The organism is Frondihabitans cladoniiphilus (genome assembly GCF_039544345.1).
Lineage (GTDB): Bacteria > Actinomycetota > Actinomycetes > Actinomycetales > Microbacteriaceae > Frondihabitans > Frondihabitans cladoniiphilus.
This window is the reverse complement of sequence record NZ_BAABLM010000001.1, coordinates 137718-153585: the sequence shown is the minus strand read 5'-3', so window position 1 is coordinate 153585 and position 15868 is coordinate 137718. Positions and strand designations below refer to the sequence as shown.

Here is a 15868-nt window from a genome sequence, read left to right as displayed (position 1 = left end):
GATGCACGCCCCGGCGATCCTCGGAGAACCGGCACTCGGCCGACTGCTATCGTCTTGGAACGATTAGATGACGGCGAGGCACCGATGGAACGAAACCCCCCTCCGCGAGTCGGGCTGGCCGCCGTCGCCCGAGAGGCCGGCGTCTCGACGGCGACCGTCTCGAACACGCTCAACCGGCCCGAGATCGTGGCCGCCGCCACTCGGGCTCGAGTCCTCTCCGTCATCGAGCGACTGGACTTCGTCCCGAACACCACGGCGGCCTCGCTCCGCACCGGCACGAACCGCCTGATCGGCCTCGTGGTGCCCGACATCACCAACCCGTTCTACTCGGAGATCGCCAAGGGGGTGGCCGCCGCGGCCGACGAACAACGCCTGGGCGTCATCCTCTGCAACAGCCAGGACGACCCGGTGCGCGAGCTGTCGCAGCTGGAGATGCTCGCCGAGCAGCGCGCCGCGGGCGCCCTGGTCGTGCCGATCACGGCGGACGCCAAGCGGCTCGCCCGCCTCCGATCCCTCGGCACCCATCTGGTCCTGATCGACCGCGAGGCCGACGACGGCTGCTCCACCTCCATCGACGACGTGGCCGGCGGACGCCTCGCCGCGCAGCACCTGCTCAGCACCCGCGGCGACGACTTCGTCCTCGTCAACGGCTCTCATGCGATCCCCCAGTGCATCGATCGTCGCAGCGGTGCGCGGGCGGCCCTGTCGGCCGCAGGCCTCGAGCCCGACGACCTGGTCGAGTACGAGGTCACCGAGATGACGACGGAGGCGGGCGTCGGGGTGGCGAGGCTCCTGCTGACGGCCGCCGAGGCGGGAGCACCCCTGCCGAGCGGCGTCCTGTGCACGAACGACCAGCTCGCGATCGGCATCATCCGCGGCCTGACCCAGCACGGCGTCTCGGTGCCCGAGCAGGTCGCCGTGGTGGGCTACGGCGACCTGGCCATCGCCGCCGACGCGCCGATCCCGCTCACCACCGTGGAGCAGCCGAAGTACGCCCTCGGCCACGCCGCGGTCGAGATGCTGGTCGCCGAGATCCGGGGCGAGCAGTCCGGGCACCGCCACTCGACGAGCGTGTTCCGCCCCTCGCTCGTCGTGCGCGATTCGGCGCCCTGAACGGCTGTCCTTCTCGATCCCCGTGCGGCGGTCAGTCATCGGCCACTGATTCTTAAGCGTTTAACTCATCTCTTGCTTAAACGTTTAAATGACCCTACAGTCGCGGTGAAAGGTCGAACTGGCTGACTGACGAAGGAGTCACGAATGAGTTCCGTTGCACCTACCGCCCCCGGGGCGAGGCAGAAGATCCCCGGCCGCTACTGGCGGGTCGCCGCCCTCTCGGGAATGGCCTCCTACCTCGACTCCGGCATTCTCGTCGGGGTCTCCGTGTCGCTCGCGATCTGGGCGACGCACTACCACCTGTCCGTCTGGATGCTCGGATCCATGAGCGCCATCCTGACCGTCTGCATCGCCATCGGGTCGCTCGTCGGGGGCCGTCTCGCCGACGTCTTCGGTCGGCGCCTCGTGTACGGCTTCGACATCGCGTTCTACGCGATCGGTGCCGTCGTCATCGTCCTGGCCCCGAACGCCGCCGTGCTGTTCGTGGGCATCATCGTCGCCGGGCTGGCGGCCGGTGCCGACCTCCCGACGTCGTTGGCCGTGGTCTCCGACGCCGTGCCCACCTGGGCCCGTGGTCGCCTGATCAGCTTCACCCAAGTGATGTGGACCATCGGGATCCTGGTGGCGATCGGGCTCGGACTGGTCACGTCGACGATGGGCTTCGCGGGCACCAAGATCGTGATCGGCCAGTTGGCGGTCGTGGCGATCGCGACCTGGATCCTGCGTTCGCGCCTGAAGCTCGAAGACCACAGCTCCGAGCAGGAGCAGGCCGTGGCCGAGACCGTGGGGCTCGAAGTCGTCAAGGGCATCTCGCTCAAGAACCTGCTCACCCGCTCGGTCATGATCCCCATGATCGCCACGTTCGGCTTCTACGTGCTCTGGGGCATCGCCGCCAACACGTTCGGGCAGTTCGGCACCTACTTCCTGGTCACGGTCAGCGGCGCGACGCAGACCCTCGCCACCGCGATCGGTCTCGCCGTCGTGCCGCTGGGGATCATCACGTCGCTGATCTTCGTGCGATTCGCCGACTCCAAGTGGCGCGACCGCATCTTCTTCATCGCCGCCGCCCTGCAGATCGTCGCCTTCGCCATCGGCGCCGTCTCGGCCGGCGCGATCCTCGGAGCCGTGCTGATCTTCTACATCCTCTACAACATCGTGAACGCCTTCGCCGGTGAGGCCAACTACAAGGTCTGGTCTCAGCTGCTCTTCCCGCCGGACACCCGCGGAACGGCCCAGGGCCTCACCTACGCCATCGCGCGCGGAGTCTTCGCGGTGGTCGCGCTCTTCACGCCGGCGCTGCTGGCCTGGAACCCGTCGGTCCTCCTGTGGGGGCTGGTCGTCTGCATCGCCGGTTCGTCGATCATCGGCGGGTTCATCGTCCGTCGTCTCATCCCGAACGCCCCCGCCGTGGTCGTCGCCGAGCTCGAGGGCGGCTCCGGCCCCTCGCCGATCTCGAGCGTCGTCCCCGTGATCAAGGTCCCCCGTCGTCAGCGCAGCCACTCCGGCCGCTGACCCACCCCCGCACTCCTCCACCCCGAAAGGACATCGATGTCTCTCGACACCTTCACCCGCAAGCGAGCTCCGCAGCTCATCCCCCGCGTCACCATCGACTGGAACGCCGAGAGCGGCGTCTCGAAGACCACCGCCACCCTGCAGGTGGTCGTCAACGAGAAGCTGATGCCCGGCGAGACCGTCCGCGAGGGCGCCTACTCGGCGTTCCGCGAGCTCGACGCCGACTACGTCCGTTACGTGCCCTGGTTCCCCTACCCGCACCAGTCGGTCGCCGAACTCGAGCCGCCGACCGCGACGAGCACGTCGTGGGACTTCACCCACGTCGACCCGCCCACGATCGACTTCTTGGAGGCGACGAAGGGTCGCAACCCCATCCTGAACTTCTCGACGATCCCCGGCTGGATGTTCGTCGACGGGCAGCCCGACTACCCGGCCGACCCTCGCGAGATCTTCTTCCCGTACAACCTCGGCGTCGACCTCGTCGACCCCACCGGCAAGCAGCTCGGCGACTACTTCGAGCGCCTCGTGTCGTGGTACACGAAGGGCGGCCTCACCGACGAGAACGGTGTCTGGCACGAGTCGGGACACCACTACGAGCTGCCCTTCTGGGAGGTGCTGAACGAAGCCGACTTCGAACACGAGACGACTCCGGAGTCGTACACCGAGCGCTACGACATCATCGTCGAAGCGATCCGACGCGTCAGCCCCGAGACGAAGTTCGTCGGCCTCGGCCTTGCGCGGCCGGGAGCCGCACCGGAATACTTCGAGTACTTCCTCGATCCCGCGAACCACCGGAACGGGATCCCGATCGCCTGGATCTCGTATCACTTCTACGCGCATCCCGCGCTCTCGGAGACCTTCGACGAGTGGCAGCACAGCCTGTTCGCACAGGCCGACGGCTTCGTCACCACCGTCCGGTGGATCGAGTCGGTCCGCAAGCGCCTCTCGCCGACCACGAAGACCATGATCAACGAGGTCGGGATCATCCTGGCCGAAGACGAGTTGACGGCCCACGGCGCCGAAATGGGCGAACCCGACTTCCCCGACGCGTACTGGAACCTGGCCGGCGCGCTCTACGCCCACCTGGTCGTCGAACTGACGAAGCTCGAGATCGACGTGATCGGCGAGTCGCAGCTCGTGGGGTACCCCGGCCAGTTCCCCAGCGTCTCGATGGTCGACTGGAACACCGGCGAGCCGAACGCGCGCTTCCGCGTGCTGCAGCTCCTGCGCGAGTCGCTGGTGCCCGGCGACGTCCTCGTCGCGGACCCTCTCGTCGCCGCGACCGGCGGGCGGGGCGACGCGCTCGGAGTACCCGACCGGCTGCCGTTCGTCCACGACGGCGAGCGCCGTGTGCTGCTCGTCAACCGCACGGGAGAGCCGGTGACCACCGAGGTGCCGGGTGCCGTCGGCGGCTCGCTCCGCACGGTCGACGAGGAGAGCGCGGGTGGGCCGATCCGCAGTTCCGGCGTCGACTCGGACACGATCGAGCTCGCCCCGTACTCGGTGGCGTGCCTGCGTCTGCCGACCGTCTGACGCGGTAGCGACACACGAAGCGGCCCGGCGACGAGAAGTCGCCGGGCCGCTTCGCTGCGCCCGCCCGTCCGCGGGCGGGACTGCGCCCACCCGTCCGCGGGCGGGACTGCGCCCACCCGTCGTCGGGCGGGACTCAGCGGACCAGCGCCGCCGAGGCCGCCCGGTCCACGTGCACGGCCCCGTCGTCGAAGACGAGGCTCCAGGCTCCGGATCCGAGATCGAAGGCCTTTCCACCCGCCCACTCGAGGTCGACCGTCGCTGTGGTGTTCGCCGGCACTCGCAGCAGGCAGGTCCAGACGGTGCGGGCGGCGTCCCACGACCAGTCCGACTCGACGCGCCCGTGATCGGTGACGACGGTCGCTCGAGCCGACTGCAGTCGCCCCGCCGGAACGGGATGGAAGACGAAGTGCTGCATACCGACCCGGGCGGGGTTCCGGTCGATGCCGCCGACGCGGTTGAGGAGCCAGGCGCCGACCGCTCCGAGCGAGAAGTGGTTGAAGGAGTTCATGGCGTTGTTCCCGCCGAACCCCTCCTCGGCCGTATAGGAGTTCCACCGCTCCCAGGTCGAGGTCGCCCCCTGGGTCACCGGGTACAGCCACGACGGGAAGGCCGTGTTCTCGAGCATCCCGAACGCCAGGTCGGAGCGCCCGTGGTCGGAGAGCACGTGCGTGATCATCGGCGTGGTGAACATGCCGGTGGTGATGCCGAACGCGACCCCGTCGTGACCCGCCACGACCTTCTCGCAGAGCGAGGCGAAGACCGTCGGGACGAACTCGTCGAAGGGCAGCCCGTAGAAGAGCGCAATCGTCGTCGACGACTGCGAGATCGGCGCCGAGGCGTCTCCTCGCAGAGTGCCGGTCGCGGAGTCGATGAAGCGGTCGTTCCATTCCTGGCGGGCGAGGGCGTACTCACGGGCGTAGTCCTCGGCGACGTCGGTGCGGCCGATCGCCGCCGCCATCTCGCCGAACGCCCTCAGCAGGAAGACATAGATGGCGACGTCGGTGTAGTCCGACGGCGGCTTGTCGAGCGAGAGCCAGTCACCGCAGATCCCACCGTCGACGGAGAGGTGCTCCGATCCGGGCAGCCTCAGGGTCGCCATCGCCTCGAGATAGGCGAGCATCGAGTCGAACGACTCCTCGATGACGACGGTCGAGCCGTAGTGGCGGTAGAGGTCGTACGGCACCAGGACGCCCGCCGAACTCCACGGGGTGCCCCACGACAGCGCCGCATCGTATGAGGGCGCGTAGCTCGGGTACATGCCCACGACGTACTCGCCCCCGAACGGCTTGCGGCCACCGGTGTCGGCGTTGCCGACGTCAGCAGTGTCGACGTCGTAAAAACCCGTCATGTCGCTGCGGCCGACCAGGAGCTCGTCGGTGACCTGCGAGTCGCGGAGCACCGACAGCCACCGCTCGGTGAACGTCGACACGTCGGCGGTGAAGCTCGCGGTACGGGCGAACTCGGTCACGGCCTCGGTCCATCCCATGCGCTCGTTGCGCTGCGGGCAGTCGGTGGGGATCGAGAGGAAGTTGCCGAGCTGCGACCGGGTGATGTTGGCCATGAGCCGGTCGACCAGGGGGTTCGACGTCTCGAGGGTGCCGGTGACCTCGTCGATGGAGCTCAGCACGACGCCCGTGACGGCGGTGTCGGGCAGCGGCCCGCCGGTGCCCGAGATCTCGAGGTACTGGAATCCGTGGAACGTGAACCGCGGCGTGTAGGTCTGGGCGCCGTCGCGGCAGATGTACACGTCGGTGGAGAGCGCTTCGCGCAGGTTCTCGGTCATCGGCAGCCCGTCGACGTCGCGTTCGACGTACTCGGGCAGCGCGGGGTAGAGCACCTCGGCCGTGCGGATCACGATCTCCTGACCGGCCCGGCCCTCCAGGGTGATGCGCGGCACGCCCACCATGTTCACGCCGAGGTCGTAGAGCCACGAGTCGGATCCGGGACGCACCTCGCCGATCAGGCGGGCCGGGAGCGTCTCGTACGCCTGCACCGGACGATCGACCTTCGCCACGAGGGCGGGTCGCGCGTTGCGCTCGAGCGGGGGGATGCTCGTGGCCGGCACCCAACCCCGTGCATCCTCGTCGAGATTCGCCTCGAGGCGGGCGTCGTAGCGCTCGCCCTGGAAGAAGCTGCCGCTGCGGACGGGACCCGAGACCGAGACCTCCCACTCCCCCGGCTTCGAGACGACGAAGTCGGTGGCGCCGTCCTCGTTGTCGATCCGCAGGTGGCAGAGGAGCGCGGGCCGGTCGCCGTAGAAGCCGGTGTTCGTCTCCTGGAACGAGACCATGTCGGCCCACCAGCCGGGGGCGAGAGCCGCGGTGATCGTGTTCTCGCCGTCGCGGAGGAGGTCGGTGAGGTCGTACACGGAGTAGTCGATCGTGTGGCGGTAGTCGGAACTGCCGGGGTTGAACCAGTCCTCGCCGACCCGGACTCCGTTGACTCGCAGCTCGTAGACGCCCCGGGCGGTGATCGACGCGCGGGCGTTCCGCCAGCCGGGCCGCGTGACGACCGTGCGGCGCAGCACCGGGAGCGAGTCGCGGCTGGGGTCGACTGCGGCGAGCAGTCCGTCGGCTCCCCCGTCGACCCGGATCGTGCCGCCGTCGACGGTCACACCGGGCAGGCCCTCGAACACGCCGTGGTCGCGCTCGTCGAACAGCGCCGTCTGCGGCTCGCGGTAGGTGAGCACCTCGTAGCCGCGCACGGCGAAGGTCTGTCCGGGCGCGGCCTCGAAGCCGATCGAGCAGAGGTTGGGGAACGACGCCACGTCGTCGAGGCCTCGCGGGTTGACCTGGAACTCGGGCGACCCGTCGGCCACGAGCTCGACTCCGTTGATCAGCACGTGGAACGTCGACGACTCGCAGACGAGCTCGATCGCGTTCTCGAGGTGCGCTCGTTCCGGTGGCAGCAGCACGCCGATGTTCGTGGACCGGGAGTCGTCGACGGTCGTCAGGAGCGTCTCGTCCGCCTCGCCGGGCGCGTAACCGCGACGGTGGATGCGCAGGGCCGGTCGCGCGGGATCGGCCACGTCGATCTCGAACCGCACGTGGTTCGCGCCTCGGATCCGGAACTCGTTGAAGAGGTCGTTGCCTAGACGGAAGTCGTCGGCGCCCAGCACCAGCGAGGCGCCGCTGCTGCCCTCGGGGACGGTGAGGCGCCCGCGGATCCGATAGACCACGAGACTCGCGGCATCGAGCGGGGGCCTGTCGGCGCCGATCCATCGAGCACCCCGCCAGGCGTCGACGGTCGTGCCGAAGAACGCCGTCTCGAAGGTCGACTCGGCGCCGAGGAGCCGACCCCGGTCGTCTTCGATCTCGACGCGCCAGCGGTACGCGGTCTCCGGCTCCAGAGCGAGCGCCTCGGATCCGCCCTGGCCGAAAGCGATCGCCTGCGAGACGTCCGAGCGGACCTCGCCCGAGTCCCACGCGGGATGCCCGGCGGCGGTCTCGACTCGGATCCGGTAGGCGACCTGCCGGTGGTCGTACTCCTCGGACTCGAGCCGCCAGCCGAAGCGAGGCGAGCCGTCGCCCACGGCGAGCGGACGCTCGAGGCGGTTGACGCGGAGGTGGGTCAGGCGGGGAGTGGACATGAAGGGGTGCTTTCTCACGGGTGGGAGCGGAAGGGGCCGGGCGTGGGGCGGGGCTCGGGGCGGAGACGGACGATTAGTGTGGAGCTACGTTTTTTGTCGGATCGGAAAGGCCCCGCGGGTGCGCAGACCTCGAGAACGCGCCGCAGGCGGGCCGCCGAGCATGCACGACGTGGCCGCGGCCGCCGGCGTCTCCATCGCGACGGTGTCGAACGTCCTGAACCACCCGGAGAAGGTGCTCGAGGGCACGCGCACGACCGTGCACGAGGCGATCCGTGAGCTCGGCTTCGTCCGGAACGACGCGGCACGGTCGCTGGCGAGCGGACGGAACCTCACCATCGGCTTCGTGGCGACCGACCTCGCGAACACGTTCTTCGTCGACATCGCCCGCGGAGCCCAAGACGCGGCCCTCGAGGAGGATCGCCACGTGCTCATCGCCAACAGCGACGTGAAGGCCTCGCTGCAGGAGACCCATCTGGCGCTTTTCGACGAGGCCCGGGTCGCCGGCATCGTGCTGGCTCCGCTCGGCGGGCCGCCGCCCGGAGTGGAGAGCCTGCGGGCACACGGTCGCCCGATCGTCGTCGTCAACCACGCCTCGGTGCGCACCGACGTCTGCAGCGTGCTCATCGACAACGAGGAGGTCGGATTCATCGCCGCCGAGCACCTCATCGCGCTGGGCCGTCGACGTCTCGCCTTCTGCAGCGTCGCCGGCGACTCGGACCAGGCGATCCGCGAACGACGCGCGGGCGTCCGGAGGGCCGTCGCCGCGCATCCCGGAGTCGTCCTCGAAGACATCGACACGATCGACCTGGAGACGCCCGGAGGGATCCAGGCCGGGCACGAGATCGCGTCGCGGCCCGCCGCCGAGAGGCCGGACGGTGTGGTCGCGGTGGCCGACGCCGTCGGAAGCGCGATCACGCGCGTGCTGGTCGGCGAGGCGCACCTCCGCGTGCCGGAGGACGTCGCGGTGATCGGCTGCGACCACAACCTGAGCGGACGCGAGGGCGGGATCCCGCTGTCGTCGGTGAGTCAGCGCGGCTACGACATCGGCGTCGAGGCCGTCCGACTGCTGGCTCAGGAGATCGCCGACCAGGGCGGGGAGCACGTGCATCGAACGGTCGTGCTGCAGCCATCGGTCATCGCGGACGAGAGCACGATCGGGCGCGACCGGGCCATCGGCGGCTGAGCCGGGCGTGGGGTCCGCAAGGGGTGCGCGGCCCGGCGCGTCCGCTTCGGATGCGCGGCTCGTCGCGTCCGCCTCGGGTGCGCGGCCGTCCCCCGTCACAACAGCACTCGGTCGAGGAACGGCCCCCGGAACTTGCCGCCCGGGTCGTGCGCCGCGACCAGTCGGCGGAAGTCGCCGAGCCGCGGGTACAGCGCCGCGAGGTCGAACGTCTCGAACCGGGCGACCTTGCCCCAGTGCGGCCGGGCATCGAAGGGGCGGAGGGCGGCTTCGATGTCGGGCAGGAGCTCCCCGATCTCGTGCGGGTGGTTCTTCCAGGTGAAGTGGATGCAGAGGGAGTCGCGCCCCTGCGTCTCGCCGAGCCACAGCGAGTCGGCGGCCACGGCACGGAGCTCGGTGACGAGGAGGTGCGGCTGGATGCGGTCGGCGAGCTTTCGCACCTCGGCCAGGGCCGCGGCACCGTCGTCGATCGAGACGAAGTACTCGGTCTGGATCTCGTCGCCGCTCGACGGCGTCCGGTCGATGCGGAAGTGCGGCAGCCGGGTCGACCACGGTCCGACCGAGCCGTCCATCGGAGTCGTGTTGTCGTCGGGGCCGCCGCGGTCGGGCCGTTCGGGCACCCTCCGGGCGCCGAAGAGGTCGTCGGGCACCGGCGCGTCGGCTTCGCCCTCGGGGATCCGGGTCTTCACCCAGACCTGGGCGACGTCGGCACCGTAGACGGTGAAGAGGCTGACGCTGTAGCCCGCCGCCATGACCGCTCGGAGCCCATCGCCCTCGAGCGCCCGCCACGGCAGGTGCGCGTAGACGTCCTGCCGCACCCGATAGTGCGGTTGCACGTCGAGGGTCACGCGCGAGACGACGCCGAGCGCCCCCAGCGCCACCACCGAACCCGCGAACTCGGGGTCGGCCCGGGTCAGCCGACGGATCGAGCCGTCGGCTCCGACCAGATCGAGGCCGCTCACCGCCGTCGAGAGCGATCCGAGCGCCGTCCCCGAGCCGTGCGTGCCCGTGGCCGTGGCGCCGCCGACGGAGATGTGCGGGAGCGACCCCATGTTGTGCAGCGCGAGGCCCTCCTGTTCGAGAGCCTCCGCGAGCACCGCGTACCGGGTGCCCGATCCGACGGTGACGGAAAGACGGTCGGCGGCGACCGCGACATCGGGCGCGATCGCCGTCGTAGTGACGAGCACACCGGGGCCGTCGGCGACGTCGTTGAACGAGTGCCGGGTGCCGAGAGCCCTGATGCTCCCTTCGGCGGCGACGGTCTCCTGCAACTCGTCGATCGAAGCGGGGGTGAGGATGCGTTGGGCGCGATAGGCGTACGTGCCCGACCAGTTCTGCGTGCGAGCCTCGGCCTCGCCGGGTTGCCGACCCTGGTGCTGCTGCTCGTGCTGCGTGGTGAACTCCATCGTTCCCGCCCTTCGTAGTTAAACGCTTAAATCCTAACCCGCCTCCGGCTCCGTCCGCATCCCGCAACCCCCGCCCTCGCCCTCCCCTCGAGCACACCTCTCCGGCACGGACCACCCGCCTAGGAGTGGTGCTCTCGCCGGTGAGGTGTGCCCACGGCCCGGCAGACGAGCAGCAGCAGCACCGCGGCAGCCGAGCACCAGAGCATCGCGGCCACGACGTCCGACACGTAGTGCACGCCGAGGTAGACCCGGGAGGCGGCGACGACCAGCACGATCGCCACGGCGAGGGGCGCGAGCATCCCCCGTCTCGCCGCCGGCAGCACGGCGAGCGCCGCGATGACGAGCACCGTCGCGATGGCCGTGTGCCCGCTCGGGTACGAGAACGAGCCGGGGGCGGGATCGAAGGGGTGAGCGAGGGATGCGCGGTCCGGCCTCGGGCGCTCGACCAGATCCTTCACGACCTGGTTCGAGTACCACCCGACGCCCACGACCACGGCGAAGGTGAGGGTCGGCCGGAGGCGCCGGGTGGCGAGGGCGACGAATCCCGTCGCCACGATCGACACGACGAGCCCGACGGTGGGGCCGAGGAACCAGTCGATCGCCACGGCGACCGCGTCGAGGGATGCCGTGTGGTGCGCGCTGAGCCACTGGTCGATACGGAGGTCTCCGGCCGTGAACGCCGGGGACTTCACCACGACGAAGCCGCACGTCAGCACGACCGCGAGCACGACCACGGCCGCCACCGCCCACACCGCGACGGCCGTGGGGCTCGGGTTGGGGCTCGGGCGACCGCGGATGGCTCGTTCGAGATCGGCAGCGCGTGTCATGCACCCCACCTTGGTGTCCGCGGGGTCAGAAACCGCTAAGACCGGCCGCTCGGGTACACCCTGGCGGCGCGAACCCTTCGCCTAGGCGTGGTGTTCGTGCCGCTGGAGGGTGTTCGAGGCGAGCGGGGGGATGCCCGGGCTAACGTCGAGGCATGGATCTCCATCTCGCATCCCGCACAGTCCTCGTCGTCGGCGGCAACGGCTACATCGGCCGAGCCGTCGTCGACCACCTCCGAGCCGAAGGGGCCGACGTGATCGTCGCCTCGCGCAGCGGCGGAGGGGACGCCCTCACGCTGGACGCCCGCGACCCCGCCTCCGTCACCGACGGCATCGCCCGGGCGCATGCGCGGAACGGCCGCCTCGACGGGCTGGTCGTCACCGCCGCGCCCAGCGCTCAGACCCTCGATCCCGCCCGGAGCTCCGACCCCGAGCAGGTGCTCCAGGCGTTCGAGGGCAAGGCGCTGACCTTCCTCCGACTCGCGAACGCCGCGATCCCCCTGATGCGCGAAGCCGGATTCGGCCGCATCGTCGGCATCAGCGGCCAGAACGGGTTCCTGACCGCCAGCATCGCGGGATCGGTCCGCAACGCCGCCCTGGCGATCTCGGCGAAGAACCTCGCCGATCAGCTGGCCGGCACGGGTGTCACGGTCAACACGATCCACCCGGGGACCGTCACCGACACTCCGTCCAGCACCGTCGAGCGCGGATTCCCCGGCGAGTCGAGCCCCGACCAGATCGCCGACCTCGTGACCTTCTTCACGTCGCCGCTGGCCGTCACGAGCGGTGAGTCCATCGCGATCGGCCACCGGATCCGCGGCGCCGTGAACTACTGATCCGCCGGCACCCGCCGTCAGGACGACGAAGGCCCGGCTCCCTCGCGGGAGTCGGGCCTTCTTCATGTCGACGACCGTCGGGTCGTCAGAGGGAGGGGATCAGGCGCGGACCTTCTTGACGTTCTGCGTGTAGATCGCGCCGGTGGTGACGTCCTCTTCGAGCTTCTCCAGCGAGCGGCCCCGGGTCTCGGGGACGGCTCTCCAGACGAAGAGGAGCGCCAGGGCGTTCACCACCGCGAATCCGAAGAACGTCCCTGTGATGCCGAACGCACTGATGATCGTCGGGAAGTACAGACCGAGGAAGGCGTTGGCGATCCAGAGGAAGAACACCGAGACGCCGATGCCGAAACCGCGCATCTTCAGGGGGAAGATCTCCGACAGCGTCACCCAGACGGCGACGTTGAGGAAGGTCTGGACCGAGCCGACGAACAGGACGATCAGGATCAGCAGGACCCACGGGCGCGCTGCGTTGCCCTGAGGGAGGGCATTCGACAGGATGCCGATGAGGATGTGGATGATCGTGGTCGACGCGAATCCGATGATGAAGGTGCGACGACGGCTGAAGTGGTCCATCATGCGCAGGGCGATGACGGCACCGATGACACCGACGATGCCGGGGCCGATGTTCACGATGATCGCGACATTGGCGGCGAATCCGGCCTGGATCAGAACGGTCTGACCGTAGTACTGGATCGCATTGATGCCCGTGAGCTGCTGGGCGACGCCCAGGCCGATGCCGATGAGGAGAATACGGACCAGCCACTTGTTGCGGAGGATCTCGCCGATGCGCATGCCCTTCTGCTGGGCTTCCTCGGCGGTGACCTGGTCGATCTCCGCGAGTTCGGCCGTGGCGCGCTCCTTGGTACGGAGCGTCGAGAGCACCTTGAGGGCTTCTTCGTCGCGGCCCTTGCTGGCGAGCCAGCGGGGCGACTCGGGCATGCGGAGCATGCCGATGAACAGGGCGATGGCCGGAAGGGCCTCGACCGCCAGCATGATGCGCCACACGCCGTTGCCTTCACCGAAAGCACTCGAGATGATCGCGTTGATGATGAAGGCGGCGAGCTGGCCGGCGACGATCATGAGTTCGTTGCGACCGGCAAGCGAACCGCGGATCTCGAAAGGCGCCAGTTCGGCGAGGAACACGGGAACGATGGTCGAAGCAGCACCGACGGCGAGGCCGAGGATGATCCGGCCGACGAGCATGACGCCGAAGTTCGGGGCGACCACGCAGAGCATTGCGCCGACGAAGAACAGGATCGACATCAGGATGATCGACTTGCGACGACCCCATCCGTCGGAGAGACGGCCACCGAGGATCGCGCCGACTGCGGCACCGAAGAGGAGACCGCTGGTCACGCCGCCCTCGGTCAGCTTCGTCAGGTGGAGCTCCGCGACCATCGGGTTGAGAGCACCGTTGATGACTGCGGTGTCGTACCCGAAGAGGAGACCGCCGAACGTGGCGATCAGTGCGACCTGGCCGAGGCGCTTGGTGTGCGGACCGTTGGTCAGCGGGGGCAGTGGAACGCGACTGCCCGACGGGCCCGAACTCGACCGCTCAGTGGTTGCCGACATGTGAACTCCCTTGTTCTATCAATAAGACACATGGAAAGTAACACGCCCTTCGCCCGGATGCCAACGCCTCGTCCGAACCGCGCCGGAAAAAGTTCCGTGGAGGCCCCTATTCCGGCTCGACTTCGCCCGAACCGATCAACTGGGCGATGTCGATCTCGCCGAGAGTCAGCTTGCGGACGTAGGCCAGACGCACCCGGCTGCCGAGCCACGACGTCCGAGCGAACTCGGCCAGCTCCCCCGTGGCGGCCATCCGCGACCGGGCGTGCACGACGATGAGGGGGATGTCCAGGTAGGAGTCGAGCAGTTTCGCCTGGAGAGAGGTGGCGAAGCCCACCTCCGCGAAGCAGTCGGCGACGACTGCCTCGGAGGCGGAACGGGCGCGAGGTGAACCGACGCCTGCCACGCCCGCACCCGCGACCGCTGCGCGCCACCGCTCCGAGTGCCACGACTCCGTCACCCCGATCGGTATCCCGTCCACGACGTGCACGGTCAGAGCGAACGTCAGGGGCTCGGACGGAACGCGGCCGTCGAAGGTCCGAGCGACGTCGTCGGGGAGGTCGACGCCCCGTCGTGTCTCGACCAGCCGGACGCGCGCCTCGTGTCCGTCGGCGAGCAGTTGCTCCCGCCACGGCCTCGCGAGGTCGAGGTCGCACACCAGCGCGACGGTCCTGTCGGTCACGTAGGTGCCGGAGCCTCGGCGGGTGCGCAGGTAGCCGTCGTCGATGAGAGCGCTCAGCGCGCGTCGGATCGTGACGCGGCTCACGTCGTAATGAGCCATCAGATCGACCTCGGTGGGGATCCGGGCTCCGGGCCGGAACTCGCTCGAATCGATCCGACGGCGCAGGTCGCGATGGATCTGCCCCCACACGGTCAACGGGGAGTCGTGCTCGACGACGAACGCGGTCATGCCGACCATTCTCGCCGGTTCCGGGAACCGACCGCACCCCATCCTCTTTGGTATCGACTTCAATACAACTTCGAGTTGTATCTGTAGCAATACCTATTTAAAATTGCCACTTTTATGTATGAATCAGCCGCTTCGGGTGATATCGTCGCCCTCGACTCGCACCACGTTCGAATTTCTGCAAGGGAGCAGCCTTCATGTCTCAAGCCGATCCGGGAGCGGGGTCGCCGACCGTCGCGATCGTCGGAAGCGGCCCCTCCGGTTGCTACACCGCGCAGTTCCTGCGCAAGCACTGGCGGGACTCCGAGATCGTCGTCTTCGACCGCCTCGATCTGCCCTACGGCCTCGTCCGCTACGGCGTGGCCCCCGACCACCAGGGCACGAAGGCCGTGGCCAAGCAGTTCGACCGCCTGTTCGAACGAGACGGCGTGCGCTTCGTGGGCCGGACCGAGGTGGGCACCGACGTCACGCTGGAGGCCCTTCGCGAGGCGTTCGACGTGGTCGTGCTGGCGACGGGCCTGTCCGCCGACCGCCCACTCGACGGCGCGGCCGACGGCCTCGCCGGCGTCTACGGCGCCGGCACCCTGACCCGCCTGGTCAACGGCCACCCCGACGAACTCGTCGACGGTATCGAGCTGGGATCCGTCGTGACCATCGTGGGCCAGGGCAACGTCGCCCTCGACCTGGTGCGCTTGTTCCTGACCCCGGCCGCCGATCTCCTCGCCCTCGGGGTGGCCCCGGAGGTCGTCGAGACCCTCGGCCGCGGCCCGATCGAGCGGATCGAGATCGTCGGGCGATCTGCGGCACCGATGGCGAAGTTCGACGTCGCCATGGCGAAAGAGCTGAGCCGGCTCCCCGACGTGGCCTTCCTGGCCGACGGGCTCGAACTCGATCCCGAGGACGGCGCCGGCGCCGGCGACGAAGCCCGCCGCTCGGCGATCGCCGACCTCGTCGCCGGCTCCCCCGAGGACGCCTCCCGCACCGTCCACTTCCGCTTCGGCTGGTCCCCCGACCACGTGACCGGCACCGACTCCGTCGACGGCATCGTCTTCCGCTCCGCCGACGGCCGCGAGCTCGCGGTCCGGACCGACTCGGTCTGCACGGCGATCGGCTTCGCGGAGGCCGAGACGGCTCCGGTCCAGCGGACCGCCCACGAGGGTCCCGGAGCAGACATCGGCCGGGGCATCCTCGACGACGGGCTCTTCGTGGTGGGCTGGCTGCGCCGCGGCCCCCAGGGCACGATCCCCGCCAACCGCGCCGATTCGAAGATGGTCGCCGAGACCATCGCGACCGCCGTCGCCGGTGGCGACCTGCCGATCGGCAAGCCCGGATTCGCCGCGATCGCCCCGGCGCTCGAGACCCCCGCCGAAGCCCTTCCCACCCTCATCTAGACCCCCTC

11 protein-coding genes are annotated in these 15868 nt (G+C 69.3%); 6 read left to right on the top strand and 5 right to left on the bottom strand.

All coding sequences use genetic code 11. The annotated features are described in order from the left end of the window. Positions 1–84: 84 nt before the first annotated feature. From ABEA39_RS00755 to ABEA39_RS00745, 3 genes are all read left to right on the top strand, one after another. Positions 85–1113 carry a LacI family DNA-binding transcriptional regulator gene (locus ABEA39_RS00755; protein ID WP_345372072.1) on the top strand — a complete coding sequence of 343 codons (1029 nt, stop codon included), beginning with the start codon at positions 85–87 and terminating at the stop codon, positions 1111–1113. Positions 1114–1257: 144 nt separating this feature from the next. Continuing rightward, positions 1258–2625: an MFS transporter gene (locus ABEA39_RS00750; RefSeq protein ID WP_345372070.1), complete on the top strand. Its 1368-nt coding sequence runs from the start codon at positions 1258–1260 to the stop codon at positions 2623–2625. A gap of 36 nt (positions 2626–2661) precedes the next feature. Continuing rightward, positions 2662–4158, top strand: coding sequence for a hypothetical protein (locus ABEA39_RS00745; RefSeq protein ID WP_345372069.1), 1497 nt, complete (start codon positions 2662–2664; stop codon positions 4156–4158). A 133-nt stretch (positions 4159–4291) separates the two neighbouring features. Here ABEA39_RS00745 and ABEA39_RS00740 read toward each other — a convergent pair whose 3' ends face one another. Beyond that, positions 4292–7747 carry a family 78 glycoside hydrolase catalytic domain gene (locus ABEA39_RS00740; RefSeq protein ID WP_345372067.1) on the bottom strand — a complete coding sequence of 1152 codons (3456 nt, stop codon included), beginning with the start codon at positions 7745–7747 and terminating at the stop codon, positions 4292–4294. 169 nt (positions 7748–7916) lie between these two features. Between ABEA39_RS00740 and ABEA39_RS00735 the strand changes: the two genes are divergently transcribed. Then, entirely contained in the window at positions 7917–8930 is a 1014-nt protein-coding gene (locus ABEA39_RS00735) for a LacI family DNA-binding transcriptional regulator (RefSeq protein ID WP_345372065.1), read from the top strand. Between the two features lie 95 nt (positions 8931–9025). Here the strand turns inward: ABEA39_RS00735 and ABEA39_RS00730 are convergent, their stop codons facing one another. After that, entirely contained in the window at positions 9026–10333 is a 1308-nt protein-coding gene (locus ABEA39_RS00730; RefSeq protein WP_345372063.1) for an FAD-binding protein, read from the bottom strand. A 119-nt stretch (positions 10334–10452) separates the two neighbouring features. Then, positions 10453–11160, bottom strand: coding sequence for a phosphatase PAP2 family protein (locus ABEA39_RS00725; RefSeq protein WP_345372061.1), 708 nt, complete (start codon positions 11158–11160; stop codon positions 10453–10455). Positions 11161–11312: 152 nt separating this feature from the next. Here ABEA39_RS00725 and ABEA39_RS00720 point away from each other — a divergent pair, with 152 nt between their 5' ends. Further along, positions 11313–11993, top strand: coding sequence for an SDR family NAD(P)-dependent oxidoreductase (locus ABEA39_RS00720; protein ID WP_345372059.1), 681 nt, complete (start codon positions 11313–11315; stop codon positions 11991–11993). A gap of 99 nt (positions 11994–12092) precedes the next feature. On the opposite strand, the gene ABEA39_RS00715 is transcribed toward ABEA39_RS00720, so the two are convergent. Beyond that, a complete protein-coding gene (locus tag ABEA39_RS00715) occupies positions 12093–13565 on the bottom strand; it encodes a sugar porter family MFS transporter (protein WP_345372057.1) in 1473 nt (490 codons plus the stop codon). Positions 13566–13671: 106 nt separating this feature from the next. After that, positions 13672–14472 carry a GntR family transcriptional regulator gene (locus ABEA39_RS00710; RefSeq protein ID WP_345372055.1) on the bottom strand — a complete coding sequence of 267 codons (801 nt, stop codon included), beginning with the start codon at positions 14470–14472 and terminating at the stop codon, positions 13672–13674. Positions 14473–14666: 194 nt separating this feature from the next. Here ABEA39_RS00710 and ABEA39_RS00705 point away from each other — a divergent pair, with 194 nt between their 5' ends. Then, positions 14667–15860, top strand: coding sequence for an FAD-dependent oxidoreductase (locus ABEA39_RS00705; protein WP_345372053.1), 1194 nt, complete (start codon positions 14667–14669; stop codon positions 15858–15860). Positions 15861–15868: the final 8 nt, after the last annotated feature.